Here is a 20,172-nt window from a genome sequence, read left to right as displayed (position 1 = left end):
TTTATTCTCCTCTCAACATTGACAAATATCTTTTTTCAACACGTTCTCTGCGACAATGCTCGGCTTTAATAATCGCATTGATACGATCACAAGCATTCGTCACTTCATCATTTTCCACCACATAATCGTATAAGCTCATCATTTCAAGCTCTTCACTTGCAGTCGCGATGCGCTTCGCAATAACTTCCGCTGTTTCTGTCCCACGACCAACTAAACGATCTTTTAATTCCGTTAAACTTGGAGGGGCTAAGAAAATAAATAAGGCATCCGGTGCTTTTTGACGAATTTGCGCTGCACCTTGTACTTCTATCTCTAAAAATACATCACGACCAGCATCCAGTGTTTCATTTACATAGGTTAACGGCGTGCCGTAGTAATTCCCTACAAATTCAGCGTGTTCTAATAAGCCACCTTCTTCAATTAACGTCTCAAACTCTTCACGTGTCTTGAAAAAATAGTCTACACCATCTACTTCACCTTCGCGAGGATTTCGTGTTGTCATTGAGATGGAATACTCATAATTCGTATTCGGTTGAGAAAATAATTCTTTTCGCACTGTCCCTTTTCCTACACCAGACGGACCCGACAGAACAATTAATAATCCACGTTCTTTTATCATTTATCCTCTATATCTCCCTTAATTTATAACAGATGCAAGCAGGTTATTCGATATTTTGAACTTGCTCACGCATCTTTTCTAAAATTGTTTTTGCCTGTACTACAGCAACGGCTGCTTCTGTCGATTGATTTTTTGAACCGATCGTATTAATTTCGCGATGGATTTCCTGCATTAAAAAGTCCAATTTACGTCCGATTGAAACCGTCTCTAGTAACGTTTCTTCCAGTTGGTTAAAATGACTATCTAATCGATCTAACTCTTCTGTGATATCCACTCGTTCTGCAAAAATCGCTACTTCTGCGAGTAAACGATCTTCTAACAGCGCTCCACCTGCAATTTCAGCAATTCGTTCTAATAAACGCGCACGATATTTTTCAACAGCAAGTGAGGAATTTGAGCGAATGTGATTCACTTGTTCCATTAACTGCTCTTTATATTGTACAACAACGTCTTGCAATTCTTGCCCTTCACGCTCACGCATTTGGATCAACTGCCCAGTAGCTTCTGTTACCGCATGTTCTACAGCCCCAAGTAAATCCTCAGGTGTTAGCTGCGGCTTCTCTTGTACTAATGCTTGTTCTAGAGCTAGCAGCTCCTGCATCGTCCATTTTTCTTCTAGTGGTACTTTACTTGCTAATTGCTCTTTTGCCTTACGATACGCTTCAATTAATGACCAATTAATTTCAATAGATTGCTCGACATTTTCTAAATCTTTTACATAGACCATCACATCAATTTTTCCACGAGACAAAGCTTGCGAAATCAATTTCTTTGCAAAAATTTCTGCTTCAAGCCATTCTTTCGGAAACTTTGCATGAATTTCTAAAAAACGATGGTTGACCGAGCGTATTTCTACGGTTAACTGAAAGTCTCTTGTTGTTGTGACACCTCTGCCAAAACCAGTCATACTACGCACCAAGGTTCGTCACACCTTTCTTTGCATACTGGGATTATTATAACATAAGCTTTGTCATTTATGACGTCTCTCCATAAAAAATTCGATAGTGCAAAAATTAATTCTACCACATCTGAAGCTATATTTTAATATTCACCTAAAAAATGCTATGATAAACATACAAAAAATGCATTCCAGCGTAACTTGGCTGCTTTGGACCCTTATTATAAGGAAGAATCTCACTATTTTTCCCGGTCAAGCAGACCATTCAAGCGCAATAATGCAATACTTACGAATACACAATGATGCAATAGATCATTGGAAAGAGGACTTAAAATGGCATTTGATGGCTTATTTACTTATTCAATGACAACAGACCTGCAACAATTAGTGACAGGTCGTATTACAAAAATACATCAACCTAACGCGCAAGAAGTTGTTTTACAAGTTCGTGCAAATGGTGGCAATCACAAATTATTATTTTCTATCCACCCTTCCTATGCGCGAGTACATCTGACAGAGCAAACAATCGAAAACCCAGCAGAACCACCGATGTTTTGCATGCTCTTACGCAAGCATTTAGAAGGCGGTTTTATCGCTTCTATTAAACAGCATGATTTAGATCGCATTATTATAGTAGAAATCCATAGTAAAAATGAAATCGGTGATCCAATTGTGCGAGAATTACACGCAGAAATTATGGGTCGCCATAGTAACTTGCTGTTACTCGATAAGGAACAACATAAAATTATCGATAGTTTAAAACATTTATCACCGTCGATGAATAGTTTCCGTACAATATTACCTGGACAGCCCTATATCGCACCACCTGCACAAAATAAATGGCAACCGTTAACGGTCACGGATGAACAGCTAACGGCATTTTTCGCTGAGCCGAAAACGGCAAAAGAAATTGTTGGCCAGTTTGTGGGCTTTTCTCCCTTACATGCAGAGGAACTATTATTCCGCTTATCAGCTGCAACAAATAAAGTAGCATGCTTTAAAGATTTTATGGCAGCCTTTCGTGATGGCGGGACAGAACCGATGTATGTATACGCGAACAACAAAACGTATTTCTCTCCTATTGCATTGAACCATTTACAAGGAGAGAAAACAGTTTATCCCAATGTCCACGAGCTACTAGACCGCGTATTTTTTGCCCGCGCAGAGCGAGATCGTGTGAAGCAACAGGCTGGTGATTTAGAACGCTGGCTTCAAAACGAAATCGATAAGCTATCACTAAAAATAAAGAAGCTGACAAAAGACTATGAACGCGCATCTAAATTAGATCAGTTCCAATTATACGGAGAACTACTGATGGCCAATATTTACGCATTCGAAAAAGGTGTAAAGGAAGTAACTGTAACAAACTACTACAGTGAATCAGCAGAACAAATTACCATCCCTGTTAGTGAACGTAAAACCCCTATTGAAAATGCGCAAAGCTATTACACGAAATATAATAAGGCAAAAAATGCCTTGATTATGGTACAAGAGCAACTGGAAAAAACAAAAGAAGAAATCACTTACTTCGAAATGTTAGCGCAACAAGTGCAACAAGCATCACCAGGTGATATTGAAGAAATACGTGAAGAATTAGCGGAGCAAGGCTATTTAAAACTACGTCACGCTAAGAAAAAGAAAAAACAGCTGAAACCTGAACCCGAACGTTATATTTCTTCTACAGGAACACCTATTTCTGTTGGTAAAAATAATAAACAAAATGATATGCTGACATTTAAAATGGCGAAGCGTACGGATATCTGGCTACATACGAAGGATATTCCAGGCTCTCACGTCGTTATTCATTCGAATGAGCCAGATGATACGACATTACGAGAAGCCGCAACACTAGCCGCCTATTTCTCAAAAGCTCGCGATTCTTCCTCTGTACCAGTAGACTATACCGAAATACGCCAAGTCAAAAAACCAAATGGGGCTAAACCTGGATTTGTTATTTACTTCGAACAAAAAACATTGTTCATCGACCCAGACGAAACTGTCATTTTACAGTTAAAGAAGCAGTCTTAAATATGGCATAACATCGAAAAAGTGTTAGATTGATCGTAATCAATCTAACACTTTTTTCGCTGCCGTTGATGTCCGCTACGGCGATGCTTTCCGCGGGCATACCGTAAGCCGCAACCCTCGCTAACGCGCGGGCTTGTTGCGTCTTACATTGTATGCTATTCCCGCAGGAGTCATCGCCTTCGCTACCATCAACTAGTGTTCTTTACTATTATTATCATATTTGCCCCTCTCCCAACCCCCCCTAACTTCTTTCATTTTAAAAGGCACTCACGGTAATCTGTACTATATAACGATAAAAATCTGCGGAAAATGCAATTTTCACAGGCAATGTTCCCTAGCTTGTACACAAAAGATTTTTAGCATGAATATTCTGAACTGTTTTTCGTTCCGTTATTGACTTCTCGCCTCCCCGATGTCTTAATTTAACTATAAAAAATTTTATAGCAATTCGGAAAGGGCGTATTCACTATGTCTGTTGGCAAAAAATTAAGCTTCGGCTTTTTCTCGATTATCTTCACTTTATTTATTTCTTTACTCGTTTTATTTATGCAGTTTTCTAAAATTGAAAGCAAGGTTGAAGACGCCCTAGAAAATCGCGTCGCATTAGTTGAACTTTCGGACAGCATTCAATTTGAACTGGCGATGCAAGGTCTTTTTATTCGTGCGATGTTTATTGAGGATACAGCAAATAATAAAGAACAATTTAAAAAATATGCAGCACTGCTCGATACGCATGTTGACGAAATTACAAAAAAAGCTGACTCACCTGAAATGACTGAATATGCCAAGGAGCTTAATACATATAATGACGCTTTCAATAAAGCTGCTGATAATGTTTTAGCTTTACACGATGAAGGAAAAATAGAGCAAGCTTTACAAAAAGTAAATAGTGACGCACAACAAGCAAACAGAGGGTTACTGGAAGTCTCTAATCAAGTAGTAGATTATCAAAAGAATCAGTTAGAAATTATTACGAAAGAATCGAAACAAGCAGTAAGAAATTCTCAACTTATTTCTTTAATAGCCATTATTATCGGTGTAACACTCGGCGTATTCCTTATGTATTATGTTCAACGCAAAATTACACGCCCTTTAAAATCAGTTGTAGCCGCTGCCAACAATATTGCGAACGGCGAATTATATCATCAAGATATTGAAAATGGCTCCAAAGATGAAATTGGCCAACTTGCACTGTCCTTTAATACGATGAAAAGTAATTTGCGTAATCTCATGACACATATTCAAGATAATGCCGAACATTTAACAGGTGCTGCCGAGGAGTTAACAGCCTCTACTCAAGAAGTTTCGGCTACAACAGACGAAGTCACATCACGCATTAATGAAACGGCTGCATCAGCTGCAACGGCAACCATTGCAGCAAAAGAAAGTGCTGCTGCTATGGATGAAACAGCAACAGGCGTGCAACGCATCGCTGAGGCGACACAGCAACTTCACCATAGTGCCGTTGCGACATCTGAAACTGCTAACAAAGGTAACAATATAATAGAAGAAGCACAGCAACAAATGAACGTCATCAATGATTCAACACAATTAATTAACACGCTCGTTCAAAAACTAAGTAAACAATCCATTGAAATAAGCAATATTACAGAAGTCATTACGACCATTACTGAACAAACGAATTTACTGGCATTAAATGCCGCTATCGAAGCAGCACGTGCTGGTGAACACGGTAAAGGCTTTGCAGTAGTAGCTGATGAAGTGCGCAAACTAGCCGAAGAATCAAAACAGTCAGCTAACCAAATTGTCGCGCTAACGCAAGATATCCAACAAGATACAAAAAATGTAGAAAAGGCAGTCATCGATGGTCTTCATTCTGTTACAGATGGTGTGAAAATGATTGGCAATGCTGGTGTTGCTTTTGAATCCATCGTCACAGCCATTTCAACGATGAGCGATCAAATTGAAGATATCTCAGCGACATCCGAAGAAATATCGGCAAGCGCTGAGCAAGTAGCAGCATCTGTTGCTGAAATTGCCTTCGGCGCATCCGCAAGTGCTGACAACACAAAGATTATTGCGGAAGCTATGAAAGAACAAGCGGCTACAATGCAACAAGTCAATTTAGTAGCGACTGATTTAAGCGAGAAATCTTTCGATTTACAAAATCAAATTCTTCAATTTAAGTTATAAAAGATACGAAAACACTCTAAATAAACTCCGAAACATATTGAGTTTGCTTAGAGTGTTTTTTAATTGCACTAAATACCAGAAATCATCAACCTTTGACGAATCCCTATTTTGCGACTTAGTCATATTTATACAAAACATGTGATACACATGCAATTATTAGAAGAAAGCGAAAAATTAAGCGAATCAAAAACTTCGTCCCTTTGATGCAGGGGCCACTTTTCTCCTCATTCTAAATCGAATAAAAGTGCACAATGAATTATTTTAAAAAAATATTCGCTTGCAATTTTGTCCAAAAATGATTCCATTAACCCTACTAAAAAGCACACACTTTCATACAAAATTCTCTCCATTTCCCTTTTTTTCTCTCTTAGAGCTAAATACTAGATAAATACAAAACAAAATTTTTATATATCATTTATAGATAGTATTAATCATATTTTCAGATTAGAAATTACAAGAAATTACCTAATAAAAAATCATATTCACTTAGTTTTACGATGATTTTCTACAAAACTATGTAAATTCCTTAAGGTAGAACAAGTGTGACTTTTGAATCATTTTTTATAATGAGATAATATTATCAAAAAAATAGGAATTTTCCGTATAGTAAATCATTTATTTGATTTTGATTCATTTTTGATATTTTTAGCTGTTTTAAATCAAATTCTCATTATTTAAATACTTTATCGCACTAAAGTAATAGACCGAAGAAAATTATTATTCTTGTAAATGTCAGATAATACTATATAAATTTGAATCTTTTTTATTTTGTGCACAATGATTTTTTTGGTATATTAAATAGGAGCTTCACAAAAGGCTTAAAAATTGTATAAGGGGGATTCACATGAATAAGAACAAAAAGTTTTTATTACTAACAGTCCTTGCAGTATTTTCACTAGTACTTGCTGCATGTGGCTTCGGTGGAGATTCGTCTGATAATTCAAAAGACGATAAAAAAGATTCTGGTTCTTCAGAAACAGCTTCTTCAAAAGAGCTGAACTTAGTTATACCTTCTGAACCACCATCTTTACATCCACAACTTGCAACAGATTCTACATCTAGTGCAATCTTAATTAACGTATTTGAAGGTCTAACTCGTTTAGACGCTGATGGACAACCACAACCAGCTATGGCTGAGAAATGGGATGTAAGTGAAGATGGTTTAACTTACACGTTCCACTTACGTGATGCAAAATGGACAAACGGAGATCCAGTAGTTGCTGGCGACTTCGAATATGCTTGGAAATGGGCTTTAAATCCAGATAACTTATCTGAATACGCTTCTGTATTCTACCCAATCAAAGGCGCTGAAGCATACAACAATGCTGCAGGTACAGTTGAAGAAGTAGGTCTTAAAGCTGAAGACGACAAAACTTTAGTTGTTACATTAACACACCCAACAGCTTACTTCTTAGAATTAACTGCATTCAAAACGTACCTTCCAATCAACCAAAAAGTTGTTGAAGGTAAAGAAGATTGGTATGCAGAAGCTGGCGAAAACTATGTAACTAACGGACCTTTCACTTTAGATACTTGGAAACATAGTGATTCTATCGTTCTTAAGAAAAACGACGGTTACTGGGATGCTGCAAATGTAGCGCTTAATACAGTAAACATCGGTATGGTTGAAAACGAAGCAACAGCTGTAACAATGTTCAAAAATGGAGAAATCGATTACTTAGGTTCTCCTTACCAAACTGTAGCACTTGATGCTATTGATGGCTTCAAAGCTGATGGCTCTTTAAAAATCGATGACTATGCAGCTATCTACTGGTACAAATTCAATACAACAGACAAAATTACTGGTAACGCTAACATCCGTAAAGCGTTAACATTAGCAATCGATCGTCAAGGTTTAATTGACAACGTTACTAAAGGTGAACAAAAACCTGCATTAGGTATGGTTCCTTCAGCAATTAGTGGTTTTGAAGAAGACCGCGGTTACTACAAAGATAACGATATCGAAGGTGCGAAAGCAGCACTTGAAGCAGGTATGAAAGAACTTGGTATTAAAGATCCAAAAGATATTAAAGTAAATGTTTCATTCAATACAAGTGAAGCACACGCTTCTATCGCTCAATACATCCAAGAAGGATGGGCAAAAAATCTTGGTGTTACTGTAAGTCTTGATAACTCTGAATGGCAAGTTTACTTAGAAAAACTGAACGTTCTTGACTATCAAGTTGGTCGTATGGGCTGGATTGCAGACTACAACGATCCTTACACATTCTTAGAAATGTATGATACTGCTAAAAACGGTAACAACGATACTGGTTGGGAAAATCCGAAGTACAAAGAATTGTTAAAACAATCAGTTGCAGAAGTAGATACAGCTAAACGTCTTGAGCAATTAAAAGAAGCTGAAGCTATCGCAGTTTCAGAATTCCCAGTTGCGCCAATCTACTACTACACTAACCTTTCAGTAGAACAAAAGTATGTTAAAAACATGGGACCAGATCGTCTTGGTAACATCCAACTTAAAAACGTTGATTTAGACGCTAAATAATCTAAATAATATTTTTTAAGCTCTACAGCGAAGAGCTGCCTCGTGGCCACTTCGGCGCGAGTCAGCTCTTTTTAAAATACGAAGGCATATATTTGTCAGAAAATTGACAAATAGAAGGAGGAGTTTTATGTGATTAAATATATTTTGAAAAGGCTGATGTATATACTTCTCGCGCTTTTCGTCATCGTAACGGCTACGTTTTTCTTAATGCGTCTTGCTCCAGGTAGTCCTTTTGCAAGTGAACGTAATTTCCCTCCTCAAATCGAGGAGAAGTTAAACGAAACGTATGGATTAAATAACCCTTGGTATATTCAATATAAAGATTATTTAATCGATACGGCCTCATTTAATTTCGGTGAGTCTATGAAGTATAAAGCGCGTTCTACAAATGATATGATTAATGAGAGCTTCCCAGTTTCGTTAACACTTGGAATTGAAGCTATGCTACTGGCGGTCGGATTCGGTGTATTAATAGGCGTAGTTTCGGCGCTTTATCACAATAAATGGCCGGATTATTTGGCAACGTCCATTGCGGTGCTTGGTATTTCAGTACCATCCTTTATTTTGGCAGGCTTAATGCAGTATTTCTTAGCTTATAAAGCAGGCTGGTTCCCTGTTAGTGGTTGGAAAGGCTTTATTTATAGTGTCTTACCTGCCATGGCGATTGCATTCTCCCATATGGGCTTTATCGCGAAGCTAACACGTTCTAGTATGCTTGAGCAAAACAACAGTGATTATGTAAAAATGGCACGTGCGAAAGGGATTGGCAAATGGACAGTGGTGTTCCGCCATACTTTACGTAACGCCCTTCTACCAGTTGTCACATACCTTGGTCCATTAACAGCTGGTGTTGTAACAGGTAGTTTCATCGTTGAAAATATTTTCGCTATCCCTGGTCTAGGTAAACACTTTGTTCAAAGTATTACAAACCGTGATTACACAGTAATTATGGGAACAACAGTGTTCTATTCTATCATCCTTTTATTTGCGGTATTAATCGTCGATATTCTTTATAGCTTTATTGATCCGCGAATTAAGTTGAAGGGAGCGAAAAATTAATGACGCAGCAACCGATTAACAAAGATATGTTTAAAATTGTCGGTGGAAATCATGACGCAACTGAAAAATTAGCCGATAAATCCGTTTCCTTCTGGAAGGAAGTATTTTTACGTTTTTCACATAATAAAATGGCGATTTTTGGTTTAATCACGTTAATTATCATTATTATAATGGCAATTTTCGTACCAATGTTTTCTCAATATAAGTACAGCGATCAACTTGGTGTGTTTAATTCACCGCCTTCAGCTGATTTCTGGTTTGGTACAGATGATTTAGGCCGTGATATTTTCGTTCGTATTTGGGCAGGTGCCCGTATTTCCCTATTTATCGGGATTACAGCAGCGATAATTGACTTAATTATCGGTGTACTTTGGGGAAGTATTTCAGGTTTAGCTGGTGGTCGTGTTGATAATATTATGATGCGTATTGCCGACGTATTAACAGCTGTTCCTTACCTATTAGTTGTAATCGTATTATTAGTTGTTTTACAACCAGGTTTATTCCCAATGATTATCGCCCTTTCGATTACAGGCTGGATTAACATGGCTCGTATCGTACGTGGTGAAGTATTATCGATTAAAAATCAAGAATATGTACTGGCTGCACGTACTTTAGGTGCTAGCACATGGCATTTAATTTTAAAACATTTAATTCCAAACGCACTTGGTGCAATTTTAGTAACAATGACTCTAACAATTCCGTCTGCTATTTTCACAGAATCATTCTTAAGTTATCTTGGACTGGGTGTCCCTGCTCCACAAGCTTCTTGGGGGACAATGGCATCTGACGGAAATAAAGCAATTGCCGATTATCCTTGGCGCTTAATTTTCCCAGCAGTATTTATCTCGCTAACAATCTTTGCGTTTAATGCTGTGGGTGATGGCTTACGCGATGCATTAGATCCAAAACTACGTAAATAAGGAGGTGGCCGAAATGAGTAAAACAATTTTAGAAGTAAAAGATTTAAAAATTAACTTTAAAACATACGCAGGGCTTGTCCATGCTGTTCGTGGTGTAAACTTCGATTTAAAAGAAGGTGAAACACTAGCAATTGTGGGTGAATCTGGTTCTGGTAAGAGTGTTACGAGTAACGCTTTAATGAAATTAATTCCACAGCCACCTGGTATTTATGAGTCAGGACAAATTTTATTTAACGGCCGTGATTTAGTTCCGTTAAGTGATAAAGAAATGGCAAAAGTACGCGGGAATGAAATTGCTATGATCTTCCAAGATCCGATGACAAGTTTGAATCCAACGATGAAGGTCGGACGTCAAATAACTGAAGTAATTTTACAACATAAAAAAGTTTCGAAAGCGGATGCTAAAAAACGTGCAATCGAACTTTTAACGCAGGTAGGTATCCCCTTCCCTGAAAAGCGTTATAACCAATACCCACATGAATTTTCAGGCGGGATGCGTCAACGTGTTGTAATCGCAATTGCACTTGCGGCAGATCCAAAGCTGCTTATTGCCGATGAACCAACAACAGCGTTAGACGTGACGATTCAAGCGCAAATTTTAGAATTAATGAAAGAAATTCAAAAAAGTTCAAAAACATCTATCATCTTCATTACCCATGACTTAGGTGTTGTGGCGAACGTTGCTGACCGTGTAGCTGTTATGTATGCTGGTCAAATCGTTGAATATGGTACGGTCAATGATATTTTCTATAATCCAAAACATCCTTATACATGGGGCTTACTAGGCTCTATGCCTGATTTAGATAATAATGAGGACGAGCTATTGCGCACGATTCCGGGTTCACCACCAGATCTTACGAACCCTCCAAAGGGCGATGCATTTGCTGCTCGTAATGAATTTGCCATGGCGATTGACTATGAACAAGAGCCACCGATGTTCCAAGTAAGCGACACGCATTTCGCAAAAACTTGGTTGTTACACCCTGACGCGCCAAAAATCCCACTTCCAGATGCGGTTGCTAAACGTATTGAGGGCTTTGTAGCGAAGGAGGCAGAATTCAATGACTAAAACGGGTGCAAAAAAAATTCTTGAAATTAAAAACGTTAAGCAATACTTCGGTTCACCAAGCAACCCTATTAAAGCTGTTGATGGGATTAGCTTTGATGTCTATGAAGGCGAAACACTTGGTCTTGTTGGTGAATCAGGCTGTGGTAAATCGACGACTGGTCGCTCGATCATCCGCCTATATGATATTACAGGCGGCGAAATTATTTTCGACGGCGAAAATGTCCATGGTAAAAAATCAAAAAGCGAGTTAAAGAAATTTAACCGTCAAATGCAAATGATTTTCCAAGATCCATACGCATCATTAAACCCTCGTATGACAGCTGGGGAAATTATTGCAGAAGCCTTTGATATTCATGGCATGTATAAAGATAAGAAAGAACGTCGTGAAAAAATTAACCAATTACTTGAAGCTGTTGGTTTAAACAAAGAGCACGCAAATCGTTACGCCCATGAATTCTCAGGTGGTCAACGTCAACGTATCGGTATTGCTCGTGCACTTAGCTTAGATCCTAAGTTCATCATTGCCGACGAACCAATCTCAGCACTTGACGTTTCGATTCAAGCGCAAGTTGTAAACTTATTAAAACAACTGCAAAAAGAACGTGGCTTAACGTATCTTTTCATTGCCCATGACCTTTCAATGGTAAAATACATCAGTGATCGTATCGCTGTTATGTACCGTGGTAAAATTTTGGAGATTGGTAAAGCAGATGATATTTATAATCATCCCGTACACCCATATACAAAATCATTATTATCAGCCATTCCGCTTCCAGATCCAATGTCAGAAAAACGTCGTCAACGTATTCCGTACAAACATACAGAAGTTGACGAAAGTGCCACATACCATGAAGTTGGCGAACAACATTATGTCTATGGTACTGCTGATCTTGTGAAAACGTGGGTTGCCACTAAATAATATATGATCCATCCAACGCAAATATGCATTGGATGGATCTTTTTTTATACGTGTGCTTCTATTCGATTATTCGAAATTGAAGTAAATACTATATTTACCATTATACAATTATTTTATCGGCTCATCCGCTACAAGCTCCAAATCTTGAATCTCTGTACCATTTTCACGATCGTTATTATAGGTTTTTATACGTTTATTAATCGCAATCGTGGACGTACTAAATAACATCGGTACAACCATTGCCTTATCAGCCATATACTCTTGCCATTTACGGAAAGCCTGTGCACGGTACGATGCATCTAACGCCTCTTGTGAATCAATATCATTTAACAGCTTCGTTAAATCATCCGAAACGTAGCGACTAAAGTTAAATGCCGCTCCTTTGCTGTATAAGCCTGCTGGTGATGGGTTCGTCCCTGTAATCCAACCTGCGATATACATATCAATTTCAGGATCATCTGCTTGTACTTTATCGTAGAAGTTGTTCACTTCGATTAAACGGCCTGTCGTTAGTTGTACATCTAAGCCAACATCTTTCCAGTTTTGACGATAATACTCGACAATTGCTTCAGCCGTATCAGAGTTTGCCCTCGCTGCTAATCGAATGACGAACTTATTACCGTCTTTATCTTCACGAATACCGTCACCGTCAATATCCTTATAGCCTGCTGCATCTAATAATTCTTTCGCTTTTTCAGGATTATAGTTGTAGCCCTCAAGTTTGTCATCATACCATGTTTTAAATGCTGGTGGAATTAATGAATTCGCACGCACCCGCAAGCCTTGATAAAATTTATCTGATACTGATTCAATATCCATTGCATAGGCAAGTGCTTTGCGTAAATCAACATCATTCATTTTTGCATTAACATCATAGATATTTTCGCCCTTCTCTTTATCGTATTTCCCTAATTTAAAGCCTAGGTACTCATATGATAACTCAGGACGACCTAATATCGTTATATTCGATAAGTTTTTTATATTATCATAATGCGAAGATGGGACTGAAGCGATATCGAATTGCCCTGCTTTTAATGCTTCTCCGACAGTTGAAGTCGAGACAACTTGCACTACAACTTTATCAATTTTTGGCTTGCCTTTATAATAATGCTCATTTGCGACAAACTGTACGGATTCACCATTGACGATATTGTCATATTTAAATGCCCCAAGAGTAATTGGGTTCTTTCTTACAGCATCAGACGAAATTAAATCTTTAATCGCAATGGATTCAAGTTGATGTTTTGGTGCTGCAGAACCCCATAAGCCATCCCCTCCGGAATAAATCGCTGGCGATACTTTCTTTAACGAAATTTCAATCGATTTATCATCTATTTTTTTGATGCCTGAGATTGTGTCTGCCTTGCCATCATGGTATTCTTCTGCACCTACAATATTTTTAAAGTTATCATCATAACGCACGCCATCATAATCCGGATGACCGATAATTTCATATGGATAGATTAAATCCTCTGCTGTTAATGGTGTGCCATCCGACCATTTCACATCCCCTTGAATCGTAATTGTTACTTTGTTATTGTCCGTATCAACATCTAATTTCGCAATTCCTTCATCTGTTATTAAAAAGTCGCCATCGACATCAAATAGACCATTTGAAGCATAGCCCATAATGGACCCATCCGTGGAATCCTGAGATAACTCCGCAAGGAAAATGCCTTTAAATGGTGAATCTGCAACAAGCCCTACGTGTAATGTGCCCCCTTTAATGGCTTCCCCTTCATTTGTTACTTCCGTCGGTAGCAAACTTGTATCTACTTTGTTGTCTTCTGTTTGTGCTGGTTTAACATTGTTACCCTCAGAGTCTTTTGCCTGCTCTTTATTGGTGCTACTGCAGGCAGCTAATAGCAACATGATTGTCAATGTCACGACCGTTATTAACCATTTTTTTGTCATTGTTATGACCTCCTCTGTTATCCCAATCTTTGTTTTACGTCAGCAGCACGACGAAGTGCTTGGCCAATATAATTGATTCCAAGAATTAATAGTAAAATTAATAGCGATGCTGGTAACCATACCCACCATTTTTCAGCTAGTACGAGTGGATTTCTAGCATAACTTACTAATGTACCTAAGCTCGGGGTCGAAGGGGGTAGCCCAAATCCTAAAAATGATAGCCCTGTTTCAATCCCAATATTACCAGCAAGACTTAATGTAAACTCGACAATTAATAATGAACTTAAATTAGGCAAGACTCCCTTAAACATAATCGCGATATCACTAGTCCCCATTGTTTTCGATGCACTGATATAATCCCGTCTTCCTTCCGATAATGCTTTACTTCGAATTAACCGTGCAACACCTATCCATTGCAATGCACTAATAATTATCACGAGCTCAAAAACGCCGTATTCCGGGATAATAGACACAAGCACGATAAAAATCATAAAGGTCGGTAATGTAATAATAAAATCAATGATTCGCATCATGACATTATCGACAATACCGCTGTAGTAGCCCATAATAACTCCTAGTGCTATGCCAATAATATTGGCAATGACGGTCACCCATATAGCAATTAACAGCGAATTTTTTGCCCCTATCACTAGTTGTCCTAGCACATCACGTCCAGCTTCATCTGCGCCTAAAATATAGCCATTTTCACCTGGTTCTGTATAGCGTTCAAACAGATTGATTGTTAATACTTTTTCTTGATCGAGTATCCAAGCTGTAATAAAAATGGAAATCATGATGAGTGTCACGCCGACTAATGACAACATTGCGACTTTATCTTTCTTAAACTCTCGTAACACAACTTGTATCCCTGTCGGTGGTGAGCTTTCCATATTTACTGTGTCATTGATTTGCTGTGTCATTTCATTCACCTCTTCTTCAACATTATGTTTCGTCGTTAGTCTATCCGGATACGCGGATCCACAATGGTCATAATAATATCCGACAACAGACTACCTAATAATGCTAAGAAACCATATAGCATGATAAGTGCAGTAATGACACTATAATCGCGACTCGTAATCGAACTAACGAACAATTCGCCCATTCCTGGGTAGCCATAAATTGTTTCAATAAAAATCGAGCCACCTAATAATCCTGTGATGGTAAACCCTAAAAACGCTGCAATTGGAAGTACTGAATTGCGGAAAATATGTCGCGTATAAATTCTTCGTATTGGAATACCTTTACTGCGAGCAGTTTTAACATAGTCTTGTGTTTTCGCATCAATAATTTCAGAACGTAAATATTGAATAATCCCTGTTGTACCTAAAATAGCTGCCGTCATCGCAGGCAAAAGTAGATGATAGACTTTGTTCCAGAAATAAGCTACCGTGCCCGCTTCAAGCCCGACGTCGACAGTTCCACTTGTCGGGAACCACATAAGGCGATAGCCGAAAACGAATAAGAACACGAGGGATAAGACAAACGTTGGAATGGCAAAGCTAATAAAACTGTATAAAATAATCGACTTGTCTAATAATGTATCTTGCTTACGTCCCGCCACCATGCCAAGTGGAATAGCTAATAAATAGACTAAAATTACACTAAGTAGTGATAAATAAAATGTATTTAGTGCGCGCTCTCCAATAAGCGTTGAAACTGCAATTTTATATGTATAGCTTTGTCCAAAGTCTCCTTGAAGAGCATTTGTAATCCAGCGATAGTATTGTTCATACCAAGGGTCATAGAAGCCTGCTTGTATGCGCAGCTCTTCAATTCTTGAAGGATCTGTTTCAGGTGTAATCAAACCTGTAAATGGATCACCCGGCATTTGCTTGGCGAGTATAAAGACGAGTAAACTCAATATGAACAATTGTGGAATCATGACGATAAACCGTCTAACAACTGTTTTCCACATATTACACTCCCTCCTGCTCAATTCCAGACATCGCCACTTTATGCGTTTCTGAAATAGATTTTAAAGGGTATACTTTGCCATGTTCATCATAATATTGATGATGATTTTGTTGATATTTCTCTTCGACTTGTTGTCGAGCTTCCTTGCGTGCCACCCTTGTTTCTGGCTCAATATGCGGGATGGCTGACAGTAGACGATTTGTATAAATATGTTGAGGATTACTGTAAATATCCTGACGAGTACCTGTTTCTACAAAGCGCCCCTTATACATGATGGCAATGTAGTCACACATATGTTTCACAACACCGAGGTCATGTGAGATAAATAAATAGCTTAGCCCATATTGTCGTTGAATGTCTTTCATAAAATTTAACACTTGTGCTTGCACCGACAAATCAAGTGCCGATACAGGCTCATCTGCGATAATCAATTTCGGATGACAAGCAACTGCTCGCGCTATTCCTAGACGTTGCTTTTGCCCTCCAGAAAATTCGTGTGGATACTTTAACAGCACATCCTCGGACATACCGACAATGGCGAGCAATTCTTTAATACGCTTGCGCTCTTCCTGATCACTCAGCTTCATAAAATTGCGTAACGGCTCTGCCAGTATATCGATTACACGTTTTCGAGGATTCATACTGGAATGGGCATCTTGGAAAATCATTTGAATATCACGACTATATGCTGAGCTACGCTTGCGACGTCGGTTTGTAACATCTTGTCCTTCATAAATAATGTGGCCTGACGTTACTTTTTCAAGGCCAATAATTGCCTTACCAGTTGTAGACTTACCAGAGCCCGATTCGCCAACTAAACCGTACGTTTTTCCTTTTTCAAATTCCAATGTAACGCCGTCTACCGCATACACTTTATCTTGTATCGTATTAAAAAACCCCCCACGGATTGGATAATGGACGTTCAAATCTTTAATTTGCATAAAGCTCACACAGATACACCTTCTTTCTCTCTTTCGAAATGAAAGTGTTTCCAGCATGTACAACGCACAAAATGCCCAGGTGCAATTTCATGTAATTGCGGGTTCCCTTCATGTGCTGATACATCAATCCAAGGAATACGAGCTGAAAAGCGACAGCCCTCACGCGGTAACTTTGTAAGAGAAGGCACCATGCCATGTATAACCTCTAAACGCTCGTTTTCCTGATGTGTTTGTGGAATCGAGTTTAATAAAGAGCGTGTATATGGATGTTTGGCATTATGAAACAGCTCTTGAACGGGTGCCTCTTCAATCACTTGTCCTGCATACATAACAGCAACCCGATCCGCCATTTCCGCTACAACACCTAAGTCATGGGTAATTAAAATAATGCCTGCTTGCGTTTCATCTTGTAGCGCTTTTAATAAATCTAAAATTTGTGCTTGAATGGTAACATCTAAGGCAGTTGTCGGCTCATCAGCAATGATGATGGCAGGCTTGCTTGATAACGCAATAGCAATCATGACACGTTGACGCATTCCACCTGATAATTGATGTGGGAATTGTTTTGCAACACGACTAGGATTCGCAATACCTACTTGCTCTAGCAATTCTAAAACACGTTCTTCCCGTTGTTGTTTTGTAAGGGTCGTATGATAGATAAGACCTTCTGCAATTTGTTCCTGAATACGCATTAATGGATTTAAAGCAGAGAGTGGATCTTGAAATATAAAGCCAATATCATTGCCTCTTAATTCATTAAATTGTTCTTCACTTAATTGCGTTAAATTTTGCTGTTTGTACAGTATTTCGCCCGTCACTTTTGTATTGATGGCATTATGTAGGCCAACAATTGTTGTAGCTAATGTACTTTTTCCACAGCCCGATTCTCCAACAATCGCTAAAATCTCATTTTTTCGAAGCGACAAGGAAACATTGTCTACAGCTGCATGGTATGTGTCTTTTAGTCGAAAACTTGTTGTTAAATTTCTTATCGTTAATAAGTCATTTACTGTATGCAACAATCTCACTCCAACATTCAATTTTCTGATAAATACAGTCATTTGTATTTTAATATTATATTTTCACAAATAATCAACCTACCTCCTATCATGTTTTTTGAAATTCTTTCATGAATATCGCGATAATTCTCCGTCACTATATAGAAAGAATTATCTGATAACTTTTATTGTAATGTTATTTTATATAGAAACATTAAGCAAAATCAAGCCTATTTTACAAATTAATAGCATAAAAATAACGCCACACAAAGCATTATTTCCTATAGGAAATTTATTTTCCTTTTTGCAATTCGAGTGTTTCGTTATGGGAATAAAATAACAAGGATACTAGTTATTTTTTATATCAGAATAATAAATATGCACGATGTTTTTCTTTATGAAAACTAATTTTTCATTAATTAGCTTTATCGTTTAATTTTTTAAAATATTTTTTCCATCCTTGTCTTCGATTTAGTTTGGGCCATAATCTTACCGCCTTATTACATTAATAAAATTTAGTAATAACCAAAAATTTATAAATAATGTTCACTTTACCAATTGACATGTAGAATTTTAGTTAGCAAGCTTTTACATAAAAATAGGAAGTTTCTACGTATCATAAAATGCTATTATGTACAATTTTGATATTTTTTCTTAAATGAACGATTTTATTATTTCAACACATTAAAAAGTCCAGTACGAAAAATCGCGTACTGGACTTTTTAAGATTGGGACTGGATTTTACTTTGCTCCGCGGAATCACTCCCTCGCTCCGCGGAATTATACCTCTGTTCCGTGGAATTACTTCCTCGCTCCGCGGAATCACAACCCTGCTTCGCGGATTTACACTCTCACTCCGCGGAATTATACCCCTGCTCCGCGGAATTACTCCCTCGCTCCGCGGAATTACTGCACTGCTTCGCGGAAATACTTCCTCGCTTCGTGGAATTACACTCTCGCTCCGCGGAATCACAAACCTGCTTCGCGGAATCTCTGCCTTGCTCCGCGGAATTACCCTCTCGCTTCGCGGAAGTACAACCCTGCTCCGCGGAATCTCTGCCCTGCTTCGCGGAATTACTCCCTCGCTCCGCGGAATTACTGCCCTGCTTCGCGGAATTACTCCCTCGCTCCGCGGAATTACTGCACTGCTTCGCGGAATTACACTCTTGCTTCGCGGAATCACACTCTCGCTTCGCGGAATGACTACCAATCGTGGGATTCCCTCCTCACGTTTAGTATTTCCGTTCCCGCATAGCAAATGGCACCTATTAAAGTTAAAGTACTTTAATAGGTGCCATTTATTCACCAAACGTTATCTTCTTGATTTAGGATTCATTGCATCTTTCAGCCCTTCACCGATAAAGTTAATCGATAAAATGACTAATGTAATGGCTGTCGCTGGTGGAATCCAAATCCAAATTTTATCTCTTAGTACATCGGAGTTTCTAGCTTCTGCTAGCATATTTCCCCAGCTCGGTGTATCTGCTGGTACGCCGAAATTTAGGAAACTTAATGCCGATTCAATAACAATCGTTACCGCCATTAAAAGTGTAGCTTGTACAATAATAGTAGAAGCGACATTGGGCAATAAATGTTTCATAATAATTTTTGACGATTTACAGCCTATTGATTGCGCTGCTAAAATGTACTCATTTTCTTTTTCGGCAAGAATACGGCTTCGGACTACGCGGGCAACACTTCCCCAACTTAATAAGGAAATAACGATAATTAACGTCCATAAGCCTGAAACTTTGCCAACTAAAATTGTATTTAACACGATAACAAATACTAGTAATGGGAACATTAAAACAAAATCAGTGAAACGCATTAAAATTTGATCGATTTTGCCCCCAAAATAGCCTGAAATTGAGCCAATCGTTGTCCCAATTAAAACAATGAAAAACATACAGCCTACGCCAACCGTTAACGAGGATCTACCCGCATACAACATACGTGTAAAAACATCACGACCATTTGTATCGGTTCCGAGCCAGTTCTCACTTGAAGGTGGTTGGCTAATTTTCATAAAGTCTACACGCACGATATCTTTTGTCGTAATATACGGTGCTAAAAACGATAGAATAATAACGATTAGTAAAAAAATAAGGCTTATCATAGCTAATTTATTTTTAACGAACTTTCTTCTCGCTATCACCCATGGAGAGGGGCTTTTATTCAGTGTTTTTGATGTAGACGCTTCTGGTTTTGTTATAATCTCCACATTTTTCCC

Annotated in this window: 15 protein-coding genes; 7 read left to right on the top strand and 8 right to left on the bottom strand. The window is 38.3% G+C overall.

Features of this window, described 5'->3' with window-relative positions; translation table 11 throughout:
• Position 1 precedes the first annotated feature (1 nt).
• Positions 2 to 619, bottom strand: a complete 618-nt coding sequence (gene gmk, locus ACKVEV_RS21810; RefSeq protein ID WP_409368312.1) for a guanylate kinase — start codon at positions 617 to 619, stop codon at positions 2 to 4.
• Positions 620 to 662: 43 nt separating this feature from the next.
• Positions 663 to 1,538 (bottom strand): YicC/YloC family endoribonuclease, encoded by an 876-nt coding sequence (locus ACKVEV_RS21805; protein WP_409368311.1) that lies wholly within the window; start codon positions 1,536 to 1,538, stop codon positions 663 to 665.
• 312 nt (positions 1,539 to 1,850) lie between these two features.
• Here ACKVEV_RS21805 and ACKVEV_RS21800 point away from each other — a divergent pair, with 312 nt between their 5' ends.
• The 7 genes from ACKVEV_RS21800 to ACKVEV_RS21770 all read left to right on the top strand — a co-directional run bounded on the left by ACKVEV_RS21800 (position 1,851) and on the right by ACKVEV_RS21770 (position 12,172).
• Positions 1,851 to 3,545 carry an NFACT family protein gene (locus tag ACKVEV_RS21800; protein WP_409368310.1) on the top strand — a complete coding sequence of 565 codons (1,695 nt, stop codon included), beginning with the start codon at positions 1,851 to 1,853 and terminating at the stop codon, positions 3,543 to 3,545.
• Between the two features lie 468 nt (positions 3,546 to 4,013).
• Positions 4,014 to 5,699 carry a methyl-accepting chemotaxis protein gene (locus tag ACKVEV_RS21795; RefSeq protein ID WP_409368309.1) on the top strand — a complete coding sequence of 562 codons (1,686 nt, stop codon included), beginning with the start codon at positions 4,014 to 4,016 and terminating at the stop codon, positions 5,697 to 5,699.
• 844 nt (positions 5,700 to 6,543) lie between these two features.
• Entirely contained in the window at positions 6,544 to 8,205 is a 1,662-nt protein-coding gene (locus tag ACKVEV_RS21790; protein ID WP_409368308.1) for a peptide ABC transporter substrate-binding protein, read from the top strand.
• A 129-nt stretch (positions 8,206 to 8,334) separates the two neighbouring features.
• Positions 8,335 to 9,264 (top strand): ABC transporter permease, encoded by a 930-nt coding sequence (locus ACKVEV_RS21785; RefSeq protein ID WP_409368307.1) that lies wholly within the window; start codon positions 8,335 to 8,337, stop codon positions 9,262 to 9,264.
• Complete coding sequence (locus tag ACKVEV_RS21780; RefSeq protein WP_409368305.1) at positions 9,264 to 10,184, top strand: ABC transporter permease; 921 nt, start codon at positions 9,264 to 9,266, stop codon at positions 10,182 to 10,184. The genes ACKVEV_RS21785 and ACKVEV_RS21780 overlap by 1 nt, the downstream gene beginning before the upstream one ends.
• A 13-nt stretch (positions 10,185 to 10,197) precedes the next feature.
• On the top strand, positions 10,198 to 11,253 hold the full coding sequence (locus ACKVEV_RS21775) for an ABC transporter ATP-binding protein (protein ID WP_409368304.1): 1,056 nt from the start codon (positions 10,198 to 10,200) through the stop codon (positions 11,251 to 11,253).
• On the top strand, positions 11,246 to 12,172 hold the full coding sequence (locus ACKVEV_RS21770; protein WP_409368303.1) for an ABC transporter ATP-binding protein: 927 nt from the start codon (positions 11,246 to 11,248) through the stop codon (positions 12,170 to 12,172). The genes ACKVEV_RS21775 and ACKVEV_RS21770 overlap by 8 nt, the downstream gene beginning before the upstream one ends.
• Before the next feature lie 108 nt (positions 12,173 to 12,280).
• On the opposite strand, the gene ACKVEV_RS21765 is transcribed toward ACKVEV_RS21770, so the two are convergent.
• From ACKVEV_RS21765 to opp4C, 6 genes are all read right to left on the bottom strand, one after another.
• On the bottom strand, positions 12,281 to 14,086 hold the full coding sequence (locus ACKVEV_RS21765; RefSeq protein WP_409368302.1) for an oligopeptide ABC transporter substrate-binding protein: 1,806 nt from the start codon (positions 14,084 to 14,086) through the stop codon (positions 12,281 to 12,283).
• Positions 14,087 to 14,103: 17 nt separating this feature from the next.
• The gene (locus ACKVEV_RS21760; RefSeq protein WP_409368301.1) at positions 14,104 to 15,006 is read right to left on the bottom strand and encodes an ABC transporter permease; all 903 of its coding nucleotides are present in this window, start codon (positions 15,004 to 15,006) and stop codon (positions 14,104 to 14,106) included.
• Between the two features lie 35 nt (positions 15,007 to 15,041).
• Positions 15,042 to 16,004, bottom strand: coding sequence for an oligopeptide ABC transporter permease (opp4B, locus tag ACKVEV_RS21755; protein ID WP_409368300.1), 963 nt, complete (start codon positions 16,002 to 16,004; stop codon positions 15,042 to 15,044).
• Position 16,005: 1 nt separating this feature from the next.
• Positions 16,006 to 16,953: an ATP-binding cassette domain-containing protein gene (locus ACKVEV_RS21750; protein ID WP_409368298.1), complete on the bottom strand. Its 948-nt coding sequence runs from the start codon at positions 16,951 to 16,953 to the stop codon at positions 16,006 to 16,008.
• Positions 16,950 to 17,963, bottom strand: coding sequence for an ABC transporter ATP-binding protein (locus ACKVEV_RS21745; RefSeq protein ID WP_409368297.1), 1,014 nt, complete (start codon positions 17,961 to 17,963; stop codon positions 16,950 to 16,952). Before ACKVEV_RS21745 ends, ACKVEV_RS21750 begins: the two co-directional genes overlap by 4 nt.
• Positions 17,964 to 19,254: 1,291 nt before the next feature.
• On the bottom strand, positions 19,255 to 20,163 hold the full coding sequence (opp4C, locus tag ACKVEV_RS21740; protein ID WP_409368296.1) for an oligopeptide ABC transporter permease: 909 nt from the start codon (positions 20,161 to 20,163) through the stop codon (positions 19,255 to 19,257).
• Positions 20,164 to 20,172 lie beyond the last annotated feature (9 nt).

It is taken from the genome of Lysinibacillus sp. 38-6, from assembly GCF_046245175.1.
Classification (GTDB): Bacteria; Bacillota; Bacilli; order Bacillales_A; family Planococcaceae; genus Lysinibacillus.
The sequence above is the reverse complement of the archived record's forward strand: the minus strand, read 5'-3'. Positions and strand labels throughout refer to the sequence as shown.